At 63.3% G+C, this 17,957-nt stretch carries 18 protein-coding genes; 3 read left to right on the forward strand and 15 right to left on the reverse strand.

Annotated features, from left to right (window positions below; translation table 11 throughout):
• Positions 1–39: 39 nt before the first annotated feature.
• From rarD to lspA, 4 genes are read right to left on the reverse strand one after another with little or no spacing between them, the layout of a single operon-like run.
• Entirely contained in the window at positions 40–978 is a 939-nt protein-coding gene (gene rarD, locus ABWI03_RS17940) for an EamA family transporter RarD (protein WP_298773255.1), read from the reverse strand.
• Positions 975–1,646 carry a hypothetical protein gene (locus ABWI03_RS17945; RefSeq protein WP_095969897.1) on the reverse strand — a complete coding sequence of 224 codons (672 nt, stop codon included), beginning with the start codon at positions 1,644–1,646 and terminating at the stop codon, positions 975–977. Before ABWI03_RS17945 ends, rarD begins: the two co-directional genes overlap by 4 nt.
• Complete coding sequence (locus ABWI03_RS17950) at positions 1,643–2,569, reverse strand: RluA family pseudouridine synthase (protein ID WP_007733161.1); 927 nt, start codon at positions 2,567–2,569, stop codon at positions 1,643–1,645. The genes ABWI03_RS17945 and ABWI03_RS17950 overlap by 4 nt, the downstream gene beginning before the upstream one ends.
• Positions 2,566–3,168 carry a signal peptidase II gene (gene lspA / locus ABWI03_RS17955; protein WP_435054198.1) on the reverse strand — a complete coding sequence of 201 codons (603 nt, stop codon included), beginning with the start codon at positions 3,166–3,168 and terminating at the stop codon, positions 2,566–2,568. Before lspA ends, ABWI03_RS17950 begins: the two co-directional genes overlap by 4 nt.
• A 152-nt stretch (positions 3,169–3,320) precedes the next feature.
• Between lspA and ABWI03_RS17960 the strand changes: the two genes are divergently transcribed.
• From ABWI03_RS17960 to gad, 3 genes are all read left to right on the forward strand, one after another.
• Entirely contained in the window at positions 3,321–4,247 is a 927-nt protein-coding gene (locus ABWI03_RS17960; protein ID WP_298773258.1) for a hypothetical protein, read from the forward strand.
• A complete protein-coding gene (locus tag ABWI03_RS17965) occupies positions 4,235–5,011 on the forward strand; it encodes a sensor domain-containing protein (RefSeq protein ID WP_387415132.1) in 777 nt (258 codons plus the stop codon). Before ABWI03_RS17960 ends, ABWI03_RS17965 begins: the two co-directional genes overlap by 13 nt.
• A gap of 142 nt (positions 5,012–5,153) precedes the next feature.
• Positions 5,154–6,545, forward strand: a complete 1,392-nt coding sequence (gene gad, locus ABWI03_RS17970) for a glutamate decarboxylase (RefSeq protein ID WP_200313388.1) — start codon at positions 5,154–5,156, stop codon at positions 6,543–6,545.
• A gap of 83 nt (positions 6,546–6,628) precedes the next feature.
• Here gad and ABWI03_RS17975 read toward each other — a convergent pair whose 3' ends face one another.
• The 11 genes from ABWI03_RS17975 to ftsZ form a co-directional block, all read right to left on the reverse strand.
• Positions 6,629–7,138 (reverse strand): WKL family lipoprotein, encoded by a 510-nt coding sequence (locus ABWI03_RS17975; RefSeq protein ID WP_029538256.1) that lies wholly within the window; start codon positions 7,136–7,138, stop codon positions 6,629–6,631.
• Positions 7,139–7,255: 117 nt separating this feature from the next.
• On the reverse strand, positions 7,256–8,620 hold the full coding sequence (locus tag ABWI03_RS17980) for a DNA polymerase IV (protein WP_095969893.1): 1,365 nt from the start codon (positions 8,618–8,620) through the stop codon (positions 7,256–7,258).
• A 36-nt stretch (positions 8,621–8,656) separates the two neighbouring features.
• Entirely contained in the window at positions 8,657–8,995 is a 339-nt protein-coding gene (locus ABWI03_RS17985) for a TfoX/Sxy family protein (protein WP_095969892.1), read from the reverse strand.
• Positions 8,996–9,062: 67 nt separating this feature from the next.
• Positions 9,063–12,176, reverse strand: coding sequence for an isoleucine--tRNA ligase (gene ileS / locus ABWI03_RS17990; protein ID WP_298773268.1), 3,114 nt, complete (start codon positions 12,174–12,176; stop codon positions 9,063–9,065).
• 349 nt (positions 12,177–12,525) lie between these two features.
• Positions 12,526–12,834: a hypothetical protein gene (locus ABWI03_RS17995; RefSeq protein ID WP_298773270.1), complete on the reverse strand. Its 309-nt coding sequence runs from the start codon at positions 12,832–12,834 to the stop codon at positions 12,526–12,528.
• Between the two features lie 49 nt (positions 12,835–12,883).
• A complete protein-coding gene (gene wag31 / locus ABWI03_RS18000; RefSeq protein WP_003941722.1) occupies positions 12,884–13,711 on the reverse strand; it encodes a DivIVA-like cell division protein Wag31 in 828 nt (275 codons plus the stop codon).
• 126 nt (positions 13,712–13,837) lie between these two features.
• The gene (locus ABWI03_RS18005) at positions 13,838–14,116 is read right to left on the reverse strand and encodes a YggT family protein (protein ID WP_003941780.1); all 279 of its coding nucleotides are present in this window, start codon (positions 14,114–14,116) and stop codon (positions 13,838–13,840) included.
• A gap of 189 nt (positions 14,117–14,305) precedes the next feature.
• Complete coding sequence (locus tag ABWI03_RS18010) at positions 14,306–14,956, reverse strand: cell division protein SepF (RefSeq protein WP_003941752.1); 651 nt, start codon at positions 14,954–14,956, stop codon at positions 14,306–14,308.
• Between the two features lie 85 nt (positions 14,957–15,041).
• The gene (locus ABWI03_RS18015; RefSeq protein ID WP_298773272.1) at positions 15,042–15,791 is read right to left on the reverse strand and encodes a YggS family pyridoxal phosphate-dependent enzyme; all 750 of its coding nucleotides are present in this window, start codon (positions 15,789–15,791) and stop codon (positions 15,042–15,044) included.
• A gap of 6 nt (positions 15,792–15,797) precedes the next feature.
• Positions 15,798–16,565 carry a peptidoglycan editing factor PgeF gene (gene pgeF, locus ABWI03_RS18020; protein WP_298773274.1) on the reverse strand — a complete coding sequence of 256 codons (768 nt, stop codon included), beginning with the start codon at positions 16,563–16,565 and terminating at the stop codon, positions 15,798–15,800.
• A 108-nt stretch (positions 16,566–16,673) separates the two neighbouring features.
• Positions 16,674–17,861, reverse strand: coding sequence for a cell division protein FtsZ (gene ftsZ / locus ABWI03_RS18025; RefSeq protein ID WP_095969887.1), 1,188 nt, complete (start codon positions 17,859–17,861; stop codon positions 16,674–16,676).
• Positions 17,862–17,957: the final 96 nt, after the last annotated feature.

The following is a 17,957-nucleotide window of genomic DNA, read 5'->3' on the forward strand; positions in this document are numbered from 1 at the left end:
GGCGACCGCCATCGTGGAGTCGCAGCGTGCCGCCTCGGATCACGTGACCGGAACCTCAGGTTCGACGCTCGACCTCATCGAACGCCGAGAACGCCGACCGGCGACGAAGGTGTCTGTCGTGAAGATCACCAGCGCGGCCCAGATCAGAACGAAGCCGATCCAGCGTGACGCCGGCATGTCCTCGTGCATGACGGCCACTCCCCACGCCATCTGCAGTGCCGGGGTGAGGTACTGCAGCATGCCCATCGTCGCCAACGGAACTCGCTGCGCGGCGACGCCGAACAGGAGCAGTGGCAGCGCGGTGACCGGGCCGGCGGCAAGTAGCAACAGACTGTGTCCGGCGCCGCTGCTGATGAATGCACCGGCCCCGGTCAGGCCGAGAAACACGAGGTAGCCGACCGCGAACGGAGCAGCAACAACTCCCTCGGCGGTCAAACTGGTTCGAGGATCGAGCGGAACCACCTTCTTGACCAACCCGTAGGTTGCAAACGAACCGGCGAGAAGCAAAGCGACGATCGGGGGTTTACCGAAGTCGACCGTGATCACGACAACTGCCGTGGCGGCGAGGACGAGCGCAGCGATCTGCGCGGGACGCAATCGCTCGCGGAAGATCACGACACCGAGCAGAACGGTGACCAGCGGGTTGATGAAGTACCCGAGGGCCGCCTCCACGACGCGGCCGGACACCACGGCATAGATGTACGTCCCCCAGTTCACTGCGATCGCCGCTGACGCCGCGGTCACCAACAGCCAGGTGCGTGCGCTGATTCCGCGAAGCGATCCGAGACGGCCGGCAAGGGCCAACACGATCAGCATCAACAGAAGGGTCCACACCACTCGGTGCGCAAGGATCTCGACCGGATCGGCGAAGTCGAGAAGCCCGAAGAAAGCCGGAAACGTTCCCCACAACAGGAAAGCCGCTACGCCGTAGAAGATTCCCGAGGACGATCGGGAATCAGCGCGTTTGTCCTCGCTCACGGGACCGGACCGTCGTCGGGACCGGGAGCAACGACGTCCACGTACTCCGGCAGCAAGGGACGGACGGCCGCCAACCAGGGCGAGGCGTCGGACGGCAATGCTTCCACTGCACGGACGTTCGACTCACGTGCGATCGCGTCGAGTCCTTCGGGAGTAGCTCGCACCAGTACACCTACCGCACAGGCGCACCCTGCGGACAGTTGCTTCGCCGACGCGAGAGCGACCTGTTGCTGACGGTCGGTGTCGCCGCCGAGCGAGGCCAGTCGCGTAGCTGCCACACCGGGCGATCTGCGCACTGCTTCGTCGTTGTCGGGAACGGGCACCGACATGAGCGGCGTCTGGACGCGCTCGATCGGTACTCGGTACATGACCCTCGCCACCCGAACATCGGGCACACGAACACTCGAAACCTGAGAACTGCTGGTCGTCGTGATGACCTCGTCGACGGTGAGTGCCTTCGTGAAGGAGACCAACGCCCACACCGGCCCGTCGAGGGCCGCAATCGAATCTCGCGCTCGGTCGAGGTAATCCGGCACAGCTTCCCCACTGTCCGGGCCGAGAGTGTCCGTCCTGATCGGCGGGGTCGGCACGGGATTCGCGAACCCCACACCGACCACCGCCGCCACTGCGACGACGGCCAGCGCGGGAGCGAGCCCGCGCGGTGTCATGAGGATCGGAGAACTTCGAGTGCGTGTTCGAGATCCTTCGGGTACTTGCTCTTGATCTCGACCCAGCGACCGTCCGCCGGGTGTGCGAAGCCGAGCGAGACTGCGTGCAGCCACTGGCGCTCGAGACCGAGCCTTTCGGCAAGTCGAGGGTCCGCGCCGTAGGTCAGGTCGCCGCAGCACGGATGGCGCAACGCCGAGAAGTGGACGCGAATCTGGTGTGTGCGACCGGTTTCGAGGTGCACGTCCAGCAGACTTGCTGCCTGGAACGCCTCGATGGTGTCGTAATGCGTGACGCTGGGCTTGCCGTCGGCCGTGACCGTGAACCGCCAGTCGTTCCCGTGGTGGCGTCCGATGGGCGCGTCGATCGTTCCGCTGCTCGGGTCGGGGTGTCCCTGAACGAGAGCGTGGTAGCGCTTGTCGATGGTCCGCTGTTTGAACGCACGCTTGAGCAACGTGTACGCGCGCTCGGAGGTGGCAACCACCATGACACCCGACGTTCCGACGTCCAGACGGTGGACGATGCCCTGACGCTCGTGGGCACCAGACGTCGAGATACGGAAACCGGCCGCGGCAAGTCCGCCGATGACCGTCGGTCCCGTCCACCCGACGCTGGCGTGCGCGGCAACTCCGACGGGCTTGTCGACTGCCACGACGTCGTCGTCGGCGTAGAGGATCTCCATCCCCTCGACGGGCGTCGCCTCGATGGTCAGGGGCCGCGGCGGTTCGGGCAGGACAACCTCGAGCCACGACCCTGCGGTCAGACGATCGGACTTGCCGACCGCCACACCGTCGACGAGTACCGAGCCTTCTTCCGCGAGTGTCGCGACCACGGTGCGCGAGAGTCCGAGAAGGCGCGCGAGGCCGGCATCGACCCGCATGGCGTCGAGGCCGTCGGGCACGGGCATCGAACGGGATTCCCTCACTTGGTTTCTCCCTCGGCTGCGGCCTTCGATTCGGTGAGCTTCTTGTCGTCCGCCTTGTGATCACGCAGGCGTTCACCGTTGGGTTCGAAGCCGAAGAGAGTCAGTACGACGAGCAGTATCGCGCCACAGACGATCGCGGAGTCGGCGATGTTGAACACGGGCCACCAACCGACGGAGACGAAGTCCACCACATGTCCGCGCATGATTCCGGGAGAGCGGAAGAATCGGTCGACGAGGTTACCCAGCGCGCCGCCGAGCACGAGGCCGAGGCCGAGCGCCCACCACGGTGATCGGAGCGTTCGACCGATCTTGATCACACCGATGACGACACCGATGGCGACGAGGGTGAGGATCCACGTCATCGAGGTCGCCATCGAGAACGCTGCTCCCGGATTGCGGACCATCGTGAATGTGACGACGTCACCGATGATTTCGATCGGCTGCCCCGGCTTGACCGCGGCGACGGCCCACACCTTCGTGAGAATGTCCGAGAGCAGGATGACAGCGGCGATGGCAATGAGCATGGTCAGCCGGCGGGGCTTTGCGGCCGGCGCAACTCCCAGGTCACCGTCTTCCGATTTCACGGCTTCCGGTTTCACGGTTTCGGGCTCGTCGGCCTTCGAGATTTCGGTAATCGGCTGATCCTCCGCGTTGACATCTCGGTCTGGGTGGTCTGTACTCACGCAACCATCATCCCTCATGTTCACCGCACCGGGTCACGCACTCTGCAACTGCGGCTAGCCTGGAGCGCGTGCCACTGCTGTCCACGACCGGCCGACGAGTTCCGTTCGCCCTCGCTGCCCTCGCTCTCACCACCGTTCTCACCGCTTGCGGCGACTCGGATCAACCTCCCACCACACCCACCTCGTCGCCGAGCGAAGTCACTGTTCCGGTGACCGCCGCCACCGTCGAGGTACTCGATGGGGGAAGCGAACCGCGCGAGGTATTGCGCATGAACTTGCCTGTCGGCACCACGCAGACGGCGACGCTCGTCACCCAGGCGGTCGTGAGTCAGCAGATCGATCAACAGCCGGCACAGGATTTCTCTTCGCCGGAGATCACGATCCCGCTCTCGGCAAACGTGACCGCGGACGACCCCACCGCTGTAGTGGACCTGACGCTGTCGTCGATGACCTCGCCGGACGCAACGCTGCAGGCAGCGCTGAGCGGGGCCGACGGATCTGCGGCCGGATTGTCGGTCACGGATTCGGGCGCCATCACCGCCCTACGGTTGAAGCCGTCCGCCAACTCGGCCAATGCTGCCCGCGCTGCAATCGAACAGGCGCTGGGCCAAGCGGTCTACCGGACCGTTGCACTCCCCGACGCTCCGGTCGGTGTCGGCGCACGTTGGGTGGTTCGGCAGCAAGTCAGCAGCGAGATCCTGCTCGATCAGACAACCACCGTCACGCTCACCGCGCGGGAGGGAAATCGGCTTTCGCTCGCGGTGGACGTATCGCAGACCCCGCAGAGCCCGGTCTGGAACCTGGCCGGTGACGCCGGAACGCTCAACATCGATCAGTACGTCATGGCCGGCACAGGCAACCTCACCGTCGACCTCGCACTCCCCTTGCCGATCGACGGGCAGATGACCGTCGGCGGCGACCAGGCGTACGGCGACCCGGACAGTTCCTCGGTGATCCGGCAGACCATCTCCAACAGTATTCGGTGGGAATCGTGACACGCCGATCGCTTCTCGCACTGGGCCTGACGGCAACGGCAGCACTGTTCGTCGTGACCGGTTGCGGCTCGGGCGAATCCCCGAGTGCCGAAGCGACGACGCCGGTTTCCGCCCCACACGTCGGTCTGGCGCCGTTCACGGCTGCTCCGGCCGCACCGCTGAGCGGGGCTCCGCTCGACCGTGACGCGCTGCAACGAGCAGCGCTCACCCTTTCCGAACTACCTGCCGACTTCGACGTCGTTCCCGACCCGGTCGACGACCTCGGCCTCGCACCGGCGCCGGAAAGTTCGGAGGCGGACAAGTCGAGCACCGACCCCGCCGTCTGCGCCCAGGTTCTGGCGCCGATAGCCACCCAGGCTGCCGGATCGGTCGCCGACCTCTCCGACATGTTCACCGGTCCCGATTTCACGAGCATCGACCAGGACTCTGCTTCGTACGCCGACGGCGCTGCGGCAGCAGCAGCTTTCGAGAAACTTCAGACCACGCTGGCCGGGTGTGCGGAATATTCGGGAACCGATGCCGACGGAACGACAATCACCTATCGCGTCGGCGGAGCCACGAACCCGAACGTCGGCGACGCGTCTTTCGCCTTCCGAATCATTACGGAGAGTGGCGGTTTCACCTTGGTCGCCGATGCGATCGTGGCCGCAGTCGGGACCACGTTGACTCAGGTGTCCGCGACGGCGCCGAGTCCGATCGCCCCCGATGTTCTGCACTCGATGGCGTCGGCCGCCGCAGATCGCCTGCGCGCACAAACGCCCTGACAACGAGCGGATTCGTCCCGTCTCGGCCTGACGCGAATGATTCGGGACCACAGACCCTTTGACAACTGCCCGTCCACACTGAACGGTGAGAGTAGGTACGAAACAGACCAACGCGACACACTGATGTGAGGAGCAGAAGTTCATGCCGGAACCCAGAAGGTCAGATCACACCGATTACGTAGCCGTCAATCCGATCTTCTCGAGGCCTGGCGAGGATTCGGTTGCATCGAAGTACACACTCGAACCCGACGGCATGCTTCCCGAGACCGCCTATCAGATCGTCCACGACGAAACGATGCTCGACGGCAATGCGCGGCTCAATCTCGCGACGTTCGTCAGCACGTGGATGGACGATCACGCCACCAAACTGTATGCCGAGTCGTTCGACAAGAACATGATCGACAAGGACGAGTATCCGCAGACCGCCGCGATCGAAACCTACTGCTGGCGCATCCTTGCCGATCTCTGGCACTCACCGTCCCCCAAGGACGCAATCGGTACCTCGACGATCGGTTCTTCCGAAGCCTGCATGCTCGGTGGCCTGGCGATGAAACGACGCTGGCAGCACGCGCGAAAAGCCGCGGGCAAGTCCACCGAAACGCCAAATCTCATCATGAGTTCCGCCGTCCAGGTGTGCTGGGAGAAGTTCTGCAATTACTGGGACGTCGAAGCGCGTTACGTGCCGATCAGCGAGGAACACCGCACCCTCGACGGTCACGATCTGGACAAGTACGTCGACGAGAACACCATCGGCGTCGTCGCGATCATGGGCGTCACGTACACCGGGATGTACGAGCCGGTCCTGGAAATCTCGAAGGCTCTCGACGCCATTCAGGAGAAGACGGGCCTCGATGTCCCCATACACGTCGACGGCGCTTCCGGTGCAATGATCGCCCCGTTCCTCCAGCCCGAACTTGAATGGGATTTCCGCCTCCCGCGCGTGCACTCCATCAACACCTCGGCGCACAAGTACGGGCTCGTCTACCCGGGCCTCGGATGGGTGGTGTGGCGGTCTCAGGATCTACTTCCCGACGACCTCGTCTTCAAGGTGAGCTACCTCGGCGGCAGTATGCCCACCTTCGCACTGAACTTCTCGCGACCCGGTGCTCAGGTGATCCTGCAGTTCTACTTGTTCCTGCGTCTCGGCCACGACGGCTATCGCGCGATCCAGCAGTCCTCACAGGACGTGGCGAAATTCCTCGCCGAAGGGATCGGGAAGCTCGACGCGTTCGAACTGTGGAACGACGGTTCCGACATCCCGGTCTTCGCGTGGCGCCTCGCCGAGGGCCACACGTCCAACTGGACGCTGTACGACCTGTCGGACCGACTACGCGGCAAGGGATGGCTGGTGCCGGCCTATCCCATGCCGGACGATCTCGCGGATCTGACAGTGCAGCGCATCGTGGTTCGTAACGGACTGAGCATGGACCTGGCAGCCAATCTGCTGCGCATCATCGAAGAAGAAACCGCGTTCCTCGACGAACTCGACAGCCCGATGCCGCGGCCACGCGTCACCGAGGGATTCCATCACTGACGACGCTCACTGCATGAAGAGCGGCCGCCGACTCCCTTTCGGGAGTCGACGGCCGCTCTGGTGTTTCAGGTGTTGCGCAGAGATCAAGCAGCGCAAGCAGGCGAGGTCAGACCTGCAACGCCGACGATCTGGCAAGCGGTGGTCTTCGAGAGCTTCCAGACGCCGTCCTCGTAGACGAACGAAGCCTGCAGACCCTGCTGCAGCGGCTGGCCGTTGACGACGATGTTCAGCGAAGCTGCGGCCGTCTCGCTACCCGTGTCGGTGACCGGGTCGAGGATCTCGACCTGCGCGCCGGCAGCCTTGGCGGCAGCGGCCACCTGGTTGATCAGCTCGGGATCAGCCTCAGCTCCCTGGACGAGGTTGACCTTGTCTGCGGCCGGAACACTCTCGTCGAGTGCCTGGGCGACCTTCGCGTTGAGCTCAGGGGCGGTCGGCAACGCGACTGGTGCATCTGTCGAGTCCGAGGCCGTCGTGGTCGTCGTGGTCTTGGACGACGTTGTGGGTGAGTCGGTCTTGTCATCCGACCCACAAGCGGTCATCGTCAGGGCTGCTGCGATCGCCACGGCTGCAACGGTCATCTTCTGAAGCTTCAACTTCTCAGTCCTATCCATTTCGGGTGTTCACATTCGAGCGTCAGTCGAACATCGTGCTTGCTCGAGGATCGTCGACAACATTACCCAACGGTAAGCGGAAAAAGTCTAAGGACATCCTCAGAGAAGGCTGTCGACCGCATCTGCAACCTCGAGCACCTCGTCGGATTCGGCGAAGGTCTTGGCGATTCCCGTTCCGCTGGAACGGGTTTCGAAGCGAACGGTGACCACACCGTGCCCCGCACCCTGTACCCAACCGTGTCCGTATTCTGGATGCTTCACGTCCAAACCAGGGTGCCAGTAGCGCTGAGGGACTCGTGCGGCCACCGGCGCGTCGAGTTCGGCCTCATCGAGAGCTCCAGTGAGCGTCTCGACCGGATAGCCGGGAACATCCTGATCCAACTCGGGAAAAAGTGATCCTTGCCGAACCGTGGACAAACCGGCGAATCCCACACCGACCAGGCGAATCGGCCCCAATTCCTGTGGATCGATGACCTGTTTCTGCGCTGTCGCGATCAGGATCTGGCGGTCGATGGTGGCGAACGGCAGCGTCACGGATCGAGTCAAGATACTCATGTCGGACTTCTTGAGCTTCAGTACGACGGTGCGAGCAGCTCTTCCGTCCTTCTCCAGCCTGGAAAATGCTGCACGACCACTACTTTCGACGGCCGCGCGCAATTGTGCCATCGTGACGATGTCTGCGGCGAACGTGGATTCCGCGCTGATCTGCTTGGATTCGGCACGCTCGGCGACCGGCCGGTCGTCGATCCCCTGCGCGAGCCGATGCAACCCCGGTCCGACAGTGGTTCCGAGTATCGACGCCACCTCCGCCATGGGGGTGCGGGCAAACCCTCCGATGGTTTCGATGCCGAGACGCTTGAGCTTTTCCTCGGCAACAGGGCCGATCCCCCACAGCTTTCGCACGGGAAGTGGATCGAGCAACTCGTGCTGCATCCCGGGAGGAATCACTGCGACGCCGTCGGGTTTTGCCAGTCCTGACGCGATCTTGGCAACCTGCTTACCTGCGCCGGCGCCGATCGAGGCCACCAACCCCGTCTCGGCTTTGATCAACGCCCGCAGGTCTTCGCAGAACGCGCGCACCTCGTCGGCCCCGACGCCGGCCAACTCCACCGGTTCTCCGAAGGCCTCGTCCACCGACAACTGTTCGAGGATCGGCATGCGCAGGCGCAAAGCGTCGAACGTGCGTTTACTCAGAACCGAATACAACGACATCCGAGGCGGCAACACCACCGCTCCGCCACCGACCATCCGGCGTGCTTGGTGCATCGGCATTGCCGAACGGGCACCGAAAACTCTCGCTTCGTAGCTTGCCCCCGCGACCACTCCGCGCCCGCCCAAGCCGCCGACCAGCACCGGGCGACCTCGCAGAGTGGGACGGGTCAACTGCTCGGCGGAAGCGAAAAAGGCATCCATGTCGAGATGCAGCACCCACCTGCGACTTCGTGTGGGATCACCTTGATTCATCGGGAGTTACGGTTCTCTCAAAAGTAGGTGCAGAATCTACGTCCGCGCCTTCTTCTTGGGCGACTTCTTCTTCGGCAGGGGCAATACGTCAGCAGTCCGTTGGATGAAGGCGTGCAGATGATCGAGGTCCTGCAGCCGTTCCTCCGGCACCCGGTAGTAATCCTTTGCCCCCGGGTACGGCGGAGCCAGATCGGCCTCTGACCCGAAATCAGCACTGACCTCGGTGGGTTTGACGAACAAGACGTCTCCGCAGATCAAGCCCACGATCTTCTCGTCGCAATACAATCCGTACTCGCCGAACATCGCCCTTGCCCGCACGTCGAGCGGTTCCAACTGCTCGAGAATGCGCGCCACGGTTTCCTTGCTCGTACCCATGAGAGCAAACTACTCCGGCACCCCGACATACAGACAGTCATCGGGAGCCGGAGTAGTCGCGTCGGTACTAGACCTTCGTGATCGCGGCGCGGATACCGTCACCGAGATCGACGGCGTCGTCTCCTGCTTCACCCACCGAGAACGAGGTGGCCAGAACCTCACCGGCGATCAATTCGCGATGACGCTCCGCCCACTCCTTGCAGTCCTGCGGAACCTCGAGCACGACGTTGATCCGGTCCGAGACATCCAAACCGGCGGCACGACGCGCATCCTGCAACTGACGGATACGGTCCTTGGCCCAGCCCTCGGCTTCGAGTTCCTCCGTCACAGCGGAGTCGAGTACGACCAGTCCCGCACCGTCGGGCAGTGCAGCCGTCGAATCCGGCTCGGCTGCAACCAGTTTCTGCGTGTACTCCTCTGGCAGGAGTTCGATGCCCGCCGCAACCACGACGCCGTCCGCGTTCTCGGTCCAGTCGCCCGCCTTGACCGCCTTGATGACGGTCTGAACGGACTTGCCCAGACGCGGTCCTGCAGCACGCGCGTTCACCGCGATCTCGAAGCGCCCGTGCACGTCGACGTCATCGGTCAGATCGACCTTCTTGACATTGACCTCGTCGGCGATCAGTCCGAGGAAAGGACGCAGACGCTCGGCGTCGGGCGCCGCGACCGTGACCTCAGGCAGCGGAAGACGAACACGCAGATTCTGTGCCTTGCGCAGGCTCAACACCGTGGAGCACACGGTCCGGACGTCGTCCATCGCCGATACCAGCTCGGGGTTCGCCGGGAGCTCCGACGCCTCCGGCCAATCAGCCAGGTGAACCGAGCGCTCCCCGGTCAGCCCGCGCCAGATCACCTCGGACACCAACGGCAACAGCGGCGCGGCGAGACGCGTCACGACCTCGAGCACGGTGTGCAAGGTGTCGATCGCGTCGCGATCCTCGTCCCAGAACCGCGAACGAGAACGTCGCACATACCAGTTGGTGAGCGCGTCACAGAACAACCGAAGCTCGTCGCACGCGCCGGCGATGTCGTTGACCTCGAGGGCCTCGGTGATCACGTCGCGGGTGGTCGCGAGCTTGGCCAGGATGTACTGATCGAGGATGTTCTCCGAATCGGTACGCCAGACACCGGATTCCGGCGCGTACAACTGCAGGAAGCTCCAGGCGTTCCACAGCGGGAGCAACGCCTGACGCACACCCTCGCGGATACCCTGCTCGGTCACGATGAGGTTTCCACCGCGCAGGATCGGCGAAGACATCAGGAACCATCGCATCGCATCGCTACCGTCGCGGTTGAACACCTCCTTCACGTCCGGATAGTTGCCCTTGGACTTGCTCATCTTCAGTCCGTCGTCGCCGAGCACGATGCCGTGCGCGGCAACGGTTTTGAACGCCGGACGATCGAAGAGTGCGGTGGCCAGCACGTGCAGCGTGTAGAACCAGCCGCGAGTCTGGCCGTTGTACTCGACGATGAAATCGCCCGGGAAATGGCCCTCGAACCATTCACGGTTCTCGAATGGGTAGTGCACCTGCGCATACGGCATCGAACCGGATTCGAACCAGCAGTCGAGCACCTCGGGAACACGGCGCATCATCGACTTCCCGGTCGGATCGTCCGGATTCGGGCGGACCAGGTCGTCGATCATCGGCCGATGCAGATCGGCCGGACGCACACCGAAGTCTGCCTCCAACTGGTCGAGCGATCCGTACACATCCGTACGCGGGTACTGCGGATCGTCCGACACCCACACCGGGATCGGGCTGCCCCAGTAGCGGTTTCGGCTGATGTTCCAGTCGCGGGCACCTTCGAGCCACTTGCCGAACTGGCCGTCACGGATGTGCTCGGGCACCCAGGTGATGTCCTTGTTCAGCTCGACCATGCGGTCGCGGAACTTGGTGACCGCGACGAACCACGACGGAACCGCCATGTAGATGAGCGGCTGCCCACTGCGCCAACTGTGCGGGTAGGAGTGCTCGATCGTCTCGTGCCGCAGCAGCTTTCCGGCAGCCTTGAGGTCCTTGATGATGACGGGGTTGGCGTCGAAGACCATCAAGCCCTCGTACGGCGGAACCATCGAGGTGAACTTTCCACCCGGATCGAGTGGCTGCACGACCTCGATGCCGTTTGCCGTGGCGACATCCATATCCTCTTCACCGAAAGCCGGTGCGAGGTGGACGATTCCGGTTCCGGAGTCGGTTGTCACGTAGTCGGCCGAGAGCACGACGTGTGCGTTCGGATGTCCGAGGAAGAAGTCGAACGGCGGCGTGTAAGACAGTCCGACCAACTCGGTGCCCTTGTGACGCGAAACGACCTCGGGGTCCTCCCCCAGCTCACGTGCGTAATGAGCCACCCGCGCTTCCGCGAGCACATACCGCTTTCCGTCCTCACCGAGCACCTGAACGTAGTCGACCTCGGGATGCACCGCAGTCGCCAAGTTGGACGGCAGGGTCCACGGAGTCGTGGTCCAGATGATCGCGTTTGCGCCGTCGAGGGGTGAACCCGGAGCGACCAGCGGCATGTCGACCGTGACTGCGGGATCCTGACGCATCTTGTACGCGTCGTCGAGACGAGTCTCCTGATTGGACAGCGGAGTCTGCTCGTACCAGCTGTACGGCAGCACGCGGAAGCCCTGATAGATCAGGCCCTTGTCGTGCAGCTCCTTGAAGGCCCACATGACGGACTCCATGAAGTCGACGTCCAGGGTCTTGTAGTCGTTGTCGAAGTCGACCCAACGTGCCTGGCGAGTGACGTAGTCACGCCACTCGTCGGTGTACTTGAGCACCGAGGCCTTGCAGTACTCGTTGAACTTGGCCAGACCCATGACTTCGATCTCGGCCTTGTCCTTGATGCCGAGTTGCTTCTCCGCTTCGAGTTCCGCGGGCAGGCCGTGGCAATCCCAGCCGAAGCGTCGCTCGACCTTGCGTCCACGCATGGTCTGGAAGCGCGGCACCAGGTCCTTGACGTACCCCGTCAGCAGGTGACCGTAATGCGGCAAACCGTTTGCGAATGGCGGTCCGTCGTAGAAAACGAACTCTTCGTTACCGTCCCGATTGGCAACCGACGCACGGAAGGTGTCGTCGTCGTCCCACTGTTTCAGGACTTTCTGTTCCAGATCGGGGAACTTGACTCCGGTGTCGGCGGGGACACCGTAGTCGACTTTGGGATACCCGTTACTCGCCATGGCGATCTCCTCGTGCCAGTCGGACTCGGCACGGGGACGACGTGGCGCTTGTGCGCCGACACCGCGGTACCACCCCGTTTGCACCCCGCCGATCCGCGCTTGGATCCCGAGGTGCCACTCGATCGAGCTGTGACGGGCTCACCCGTTCGGTTCTACTGAGTTCTCGTCGCCTGAAGCGGCAAGAACCGTTCTTCCGAAAGCTCCCCGGTGATTGCCGGATCAAAGCCAGGTATTCGTGATCGACAGTCTAATACTTGTCCTACGACGTGTCGGTACTGCCCAGGACTTCGGTATGCCCAGGACTTCGGTATGGCCAGGACTTCGGTACAGCCTAGGACTTCGGTAGAGCTTAGGTCTTGCCGCCCGACGCTTCGCCATGGTTTCCCGGATTGTCGTCGTTGACAGTGGCTGCATCACCGGCCGAGGAATCCGAGGAACTCTCGCCTCGACCGTACGGCGACGACATGCCAAGGCCCGATACCGGGTCATCCAACGAAGGAACCGCCTTCCTGCTGGTCAGCGCACTGACCAGCAGAAGGACGGCACCTGCTACACAAATCGCGATACATGCCCACGCCCAGATCAGCGACCCTGTGGTCAGGGCAACGATCAGGAGTGCGAAGCCAACTCCCGCGAGAACCAACGTCACGACCAGCACGTATCAACCTTTGTCCGGTCCGATAGCTGAGCCGACGGGGCGCTCTCGGTCAGCTGTTCCCCTTGGCGAAGGACGGGCTGTAGGAATCCTGTCCGCCGTCGACCGGAACGGCCGAGCCACGCTGTTCGAGCTCTTCGAGCTGCGATTCCAGGTAGGACTTCAGGCGCACCCGGTACTCACGTTCGAACGTCTTCAGCTGCTCGATACGGCCTTCGAGGACCGAACGCTGCTGGTTGATGGTCGCCATGATTTCGGTGTGCTTCTTCTCGGCGTCCGCCTTGAGAGCGTCTGCCTTCTCCTGAGCCTGGCGAAGCTGGGTCTCGGAGCGGGTCTGAGCGTCGGTGAGCATTGCCTCCGACTTGTTGCGCGCATCCGCGATCATGCCGTCGGCCTTGCTGCGAGCCTCGCTCATGAGCTGCTCGGAGTTGGTGCGAGCACTGCCGAGCAGCTGCTCGGACTCGGTCTTCGCATCGTTGGTGAGGCGATCCGCCATCTCCTGAGCCAGTCCGAGGACCTTCGCGGCCTGCATGTGGGTGTCGCCACTCTGCGGCGCTGCAACGGCAGCAGCGGCGGGAACCGGTGCTGCAACAGGTGCAGGCTTGGGCGGCTCGACGACCCGAGCGGGCTCCGGCTTGGGCTGCGCTGCGACGGGTGCCGCTTGCTGAGCCGGTGCCGGCGACTTCTTGGCAGCCGCGAGCTCCTGATCCAGCTCACCTACGCGCTGGCGCAGGTCCGCATTCTCTTCGATGAGCTGCGACAGCGCCTGTTCCACGAGGTCGAGGAATGCGTCGACCTCGTCCTCGTTGTAGCCACGCTTGCCGATAGGCGGCTTGCTGAACGCAACGTTGTGCACGTCAGCTGGAGTCAGTTGCGGCATGGAAGGATCCCTTCACGCGTCATTTGGCGGTCTAGCAAGCATTCAGTTGCAACACAGTCTACGTAGTGGCGAACCACCGTATGAGTTATGGGTTCCATTCTGGCACACCACTCACTCGGACTGCGCTCAGCGAACAACCGACATCAGGATGATGACGATGAAAAGCAAGACCATGATGGATAGATCCAAGCGAACTCCACCGAGGTTGATCGGGGGGATCAACCTGCGGAGCAGTTTCACCGGAGGATCGGTGATCGTAAAAATGGTTTCGAGAATGACAGCGACCAATCCGGTCGGTCGCCAATCTCTGGCAAACGAACGAACGAACTCGACGATCACTCTGCCGATCAGCAACAGCCAGAAGACAACCAGCACCAGATAGATCACAGAGAGAAGCGCGTCCACACCCTCACTCTGCCTGACTTCTGCGTTGTGTCCAAAACAGACACACCGCAGCAATTCCGGAACCGGTCCGCATCGCGCCCGCCTTGTAACGGCCGGCGATGGGTCCGAATGCGGCGCCCGCCGAGACGGGCCGCCGTTCGAATGTGCTCACGTCACCCCTGCTCAGGGGCCGGACTGCGGTCGAGACCATCATTTCTGGCTGTAGAAACCCGTCTCGGCGATCCGACGGCGTTCCTCAGCGGAAACGTCGATGTCGGCCGGTGAGAGAAGAAACACTTTGGTGGCTACCTTGTCGAAAGAACCACGCAATGCGAACGCCAGGCCGGCCGCGAAATCGACCAGACGCTTCGCGTCGGCGTTGCTCATGTCGACCAGATCCATGATGACGGGAGTGCCGTCGCGGAACCGCTCACCGATGGTGCGGGCCTCTGCGTAGCTCTGCGGACGCAGCGTCGTGATCTTGGCGAGCGGGCCGCCGTCATCGACAACAGGTGCACGTCGCGCTTCGGGACGCTCTGCACGAGCGTCGACCGCGAGGTTGCCGCGGCTTGCCGGGCGCGGCGCCATCGCCGGGCGGCTACTGCGACTGGGAACGGTGTCGACGCGGGGCCGGGAATCGTAGCGATCGAACTCCGCGTCCTCTTCGTCACGACGACTGGGCGCGTAGCTCGCCTTCGAGAAGGCAGGTTCGACGAATTCGCGGTCGTCGCGCTCGGCATAGCCGTCGTGACTACGACGGGGTGCGCGGCGAGCCTGATCGGGCTCCTCCACGTATTCGTCCTCGTAGTCATCGAGGGGAACCATGCCGAAGTAAGCCTTGAACTTATGCAGGTTGCTCATTGATCGACCTTCCTTGGCGCGGCGGAATCAATCCGACTGCGACCGGTCGCAGCGGTGTGGACGGGTTGGGCGATCACCTGAGCGATCACCTCGAGATTACTGGTCGTGAGCCGAGCAGTGCGGTTCCGACACGCACGCAGGTTGATCCATGGCGCACTGCGGCCTCCAGATCACCGGTCATTCCTGCCGAGAGTTCGGTTGCCCGTGGATGCGATTCGAGAATCAAAAGATGTGCCCTGCGGAGGATTTCGAACTGCTCGTCCGGTTCTGACCCAAGCGGCGGGACGGCCATCAGTCCCGCGAATTCGAGACCTTCGGCTGATTCGATCCGCTCGGCAAGAGGGGTTAGCTCTCCCGTCGGAACTCCGCCACGCGCAGGGTCGCCGTCCAGACTTACCTGGATGAGCACCCGCAGCGGCGCTGTGCGCACTCCGTCGGACAAAGCTCCGAGCGCCGCCCGATCGAGCGCATCGGCCAGTCGCGCACTGTCCACCGAGTGAATTGCGTAGGCCCACTTCGCTACCGAACGCGCTTTGTTGCGCTGCAACTGCCCGATCATGTGCCAGCGAACCGGATCGTCGATCGCGCCGCTCTCTGCAGCGCGGTCGAAGTCCGCAACCTTCTCCACTGCTTCCTGCTCACGAGACTCACCGAATTCACGGCAACCCAGTTCGTACAGGATTCGGGCGTCGGACGCCGGAAAGAATTTGGTAACTGGCAGCAGTGCTACGTCGGAAACTTCACGACCGGCGGCAAGGCAGGCGGCCGCCAGTCGCGCCCTCACCGAGTCGAGTGCCGTCGATATTTCTGTCAGCCGCATATCCGTCTGGCGCATTTCTGCCTAGACGGTTTCCTGCGCTGCGGGCGCTTCCATCCAGATCACTGCAGCTTGACGCCCGGTCAGAGATTCTCGGCGATGACTGAACAACGCGCGATCCTCGATCGTGCACCGGGGGTCCTCGGCGACACCGGACACACCCGCGGCGAGCAACTGCTTACGCAGTCCCGCACGTAGATCGAGTCCCGGCGTGTCCTTCTCGGTGCGAGTTGCGCTGCCCGGCAAGTGCTTTTCCACGTCTGCGCGCATCGCGGCGGGAACCTCGTACTGGCGTCCGCTGGCTGCCGGACCGAGGAAGGCGCCGATACGTGAGACGTCCGCGCCCTGTCGCACCATCTCCGCGAGGACGCGCGGGACGATACCGATGCGGGCACCGATCCGTCCGGCATGAACGGCCGCGATCACACCGGCCTCCTCGTCGGAGAGCAGAACGGGAACACAGTCAGCACTGAGGGTGGCGAGCGCCAGGCCGGGAACGGTGGTGACCAGAGCGTCCGTCACCGGAATCACTTCGTCGGTCGGTTCCGTCACGACAGTGACGTTGCGCGAGTGGATTTGTTCCATCCATACGAGATGGTCAGGCTCGACGCCTATTTCGCGCGCCAGGCGACGGCGATTCGCATCGACGGCCGCCGGATCGTCTCCGACGTGATCGCCGAGATTGAACGACTCGTACGGTGACGCGGAAACACCACCGGCTCGGCTGGTCACGACGCGGCGAATGCGGGTGCGGGTGGTCGACTTCTCGGTACTCAAGATATGTGTGCTCACAAACGTCGAAAGTTGTCGTCCGGCTCAGACGTGACCGGACATCCAGTCAAGAACAGGGTACCCAGAAATTCCGGGCACCCTGTTCGCGAAACTGTTTGTAGCCCTACGTCAGCGACGCATGAAGACCGGCACATCGACGTCGTCGTCGCCGTCGTCTTCCTGGACCGGCGCATGGCGTGGGCCACCGATCGGAGGCAAGCTGCCCGAACCGGTGGTCTCGCGCGCTGCGGAAATCGGCTGCTCGCCAGCAGGTTCGGCGGCCACCGGTGACCGGCCGACCTCACCTGCGCGCCCGGCACCGATTGCTCCACGTCCCTGCGCGGTCGACTCCACGGGACGGCGAGCCGGAGCTCCTCCGTCGAATCCTGCAGCGATGACCGTCACACGAACCTCGTCGCCGAGTGAATCGTCGATGACCGTTCCGAAGATGATGTTGGCGTCGATGTGCGCAGCTTCCTGCACCAGCGAAGCCGCCTCGTTGATCTCGAACAGACCCAGATCGCTGCCGCCGGCGATCGACAGGAGAACGCCGCGGGCGCCTTCCATCGATGCTTCGAGGAGCGGGGAATTGATCGCGGATTCTGCCGCCTTGATAGCGCGTCCCTCACCACGTGAGGATCCGATGCCCATCAAAGCGCTGCCGGCGCCGGACATGACACCCTTTACGTCCGCGAAGTCGACGTTGATCAGGCCCGGGGTGGTGATGAGGTCGGTGATGCCCTGGACGCCGTTGAGGAGAACCTCGTCGGCGCTGCGGAAGGCATCCATGAGGCTGACGGCCGCGTCACCCAGTTGGAGCAGGCGATCGTTGGGAATGACGATCAGCGTGTCGCAGGACTCGCGGAGCGCCTGGATTCCGGTATCCGCCTGTCCCCCACGACGCTTGCCCTCGAAGGAGAACGGCCGAGTCACGACGCCGACGGTGAGTGCGCCCAGCTTCCGGGCGATGCTTGCCACGACAGGGGCACCACCGGTTCCGGTGCCACCACCCTCGCCTGCGGTCACGAACACCATGTCGGCGCCCTTGATGACCTCTTCGATCTCGTCCTTGTGATCTTCGGCTGCCTTGCGACCCACTTCAGGGTCAGCACCGGCGCCGAGGCCACGGGTCAATTCACGACCGACGTCGAGCTTGACGTCGGCGTCACTCATCAGAAGGGCTTGCGCGTCCGTGTTGACCGCGATGAACTCGACTCCCTTGAGTCCCTGTTCGATCATGCGGTTGACTGCGTTCACGCCGCCGCCGCCGATGCCGACGACCTTGATTACGGCGAGGTAGTTGTGCGGGGGCGTCATCGGCTCTCGCCTTCCGTGTCGTGTTTCACGCTGCTTGTCAGTGCTGCTGTCTTTGGTACTGCTGCTGTCTTTGTAACTGCTGGGTCTTAGTTACTG

This window comes from Rhodococcus baikonurensis (assembly GCF_040489275.1).
Lineage (GTDB): Bacteria > Actinomycetota > Actinomycetes > Mycobacteriales > Mycobacteriaceae > Rhodococcus_F > Rhodococcus_F baikonurensis.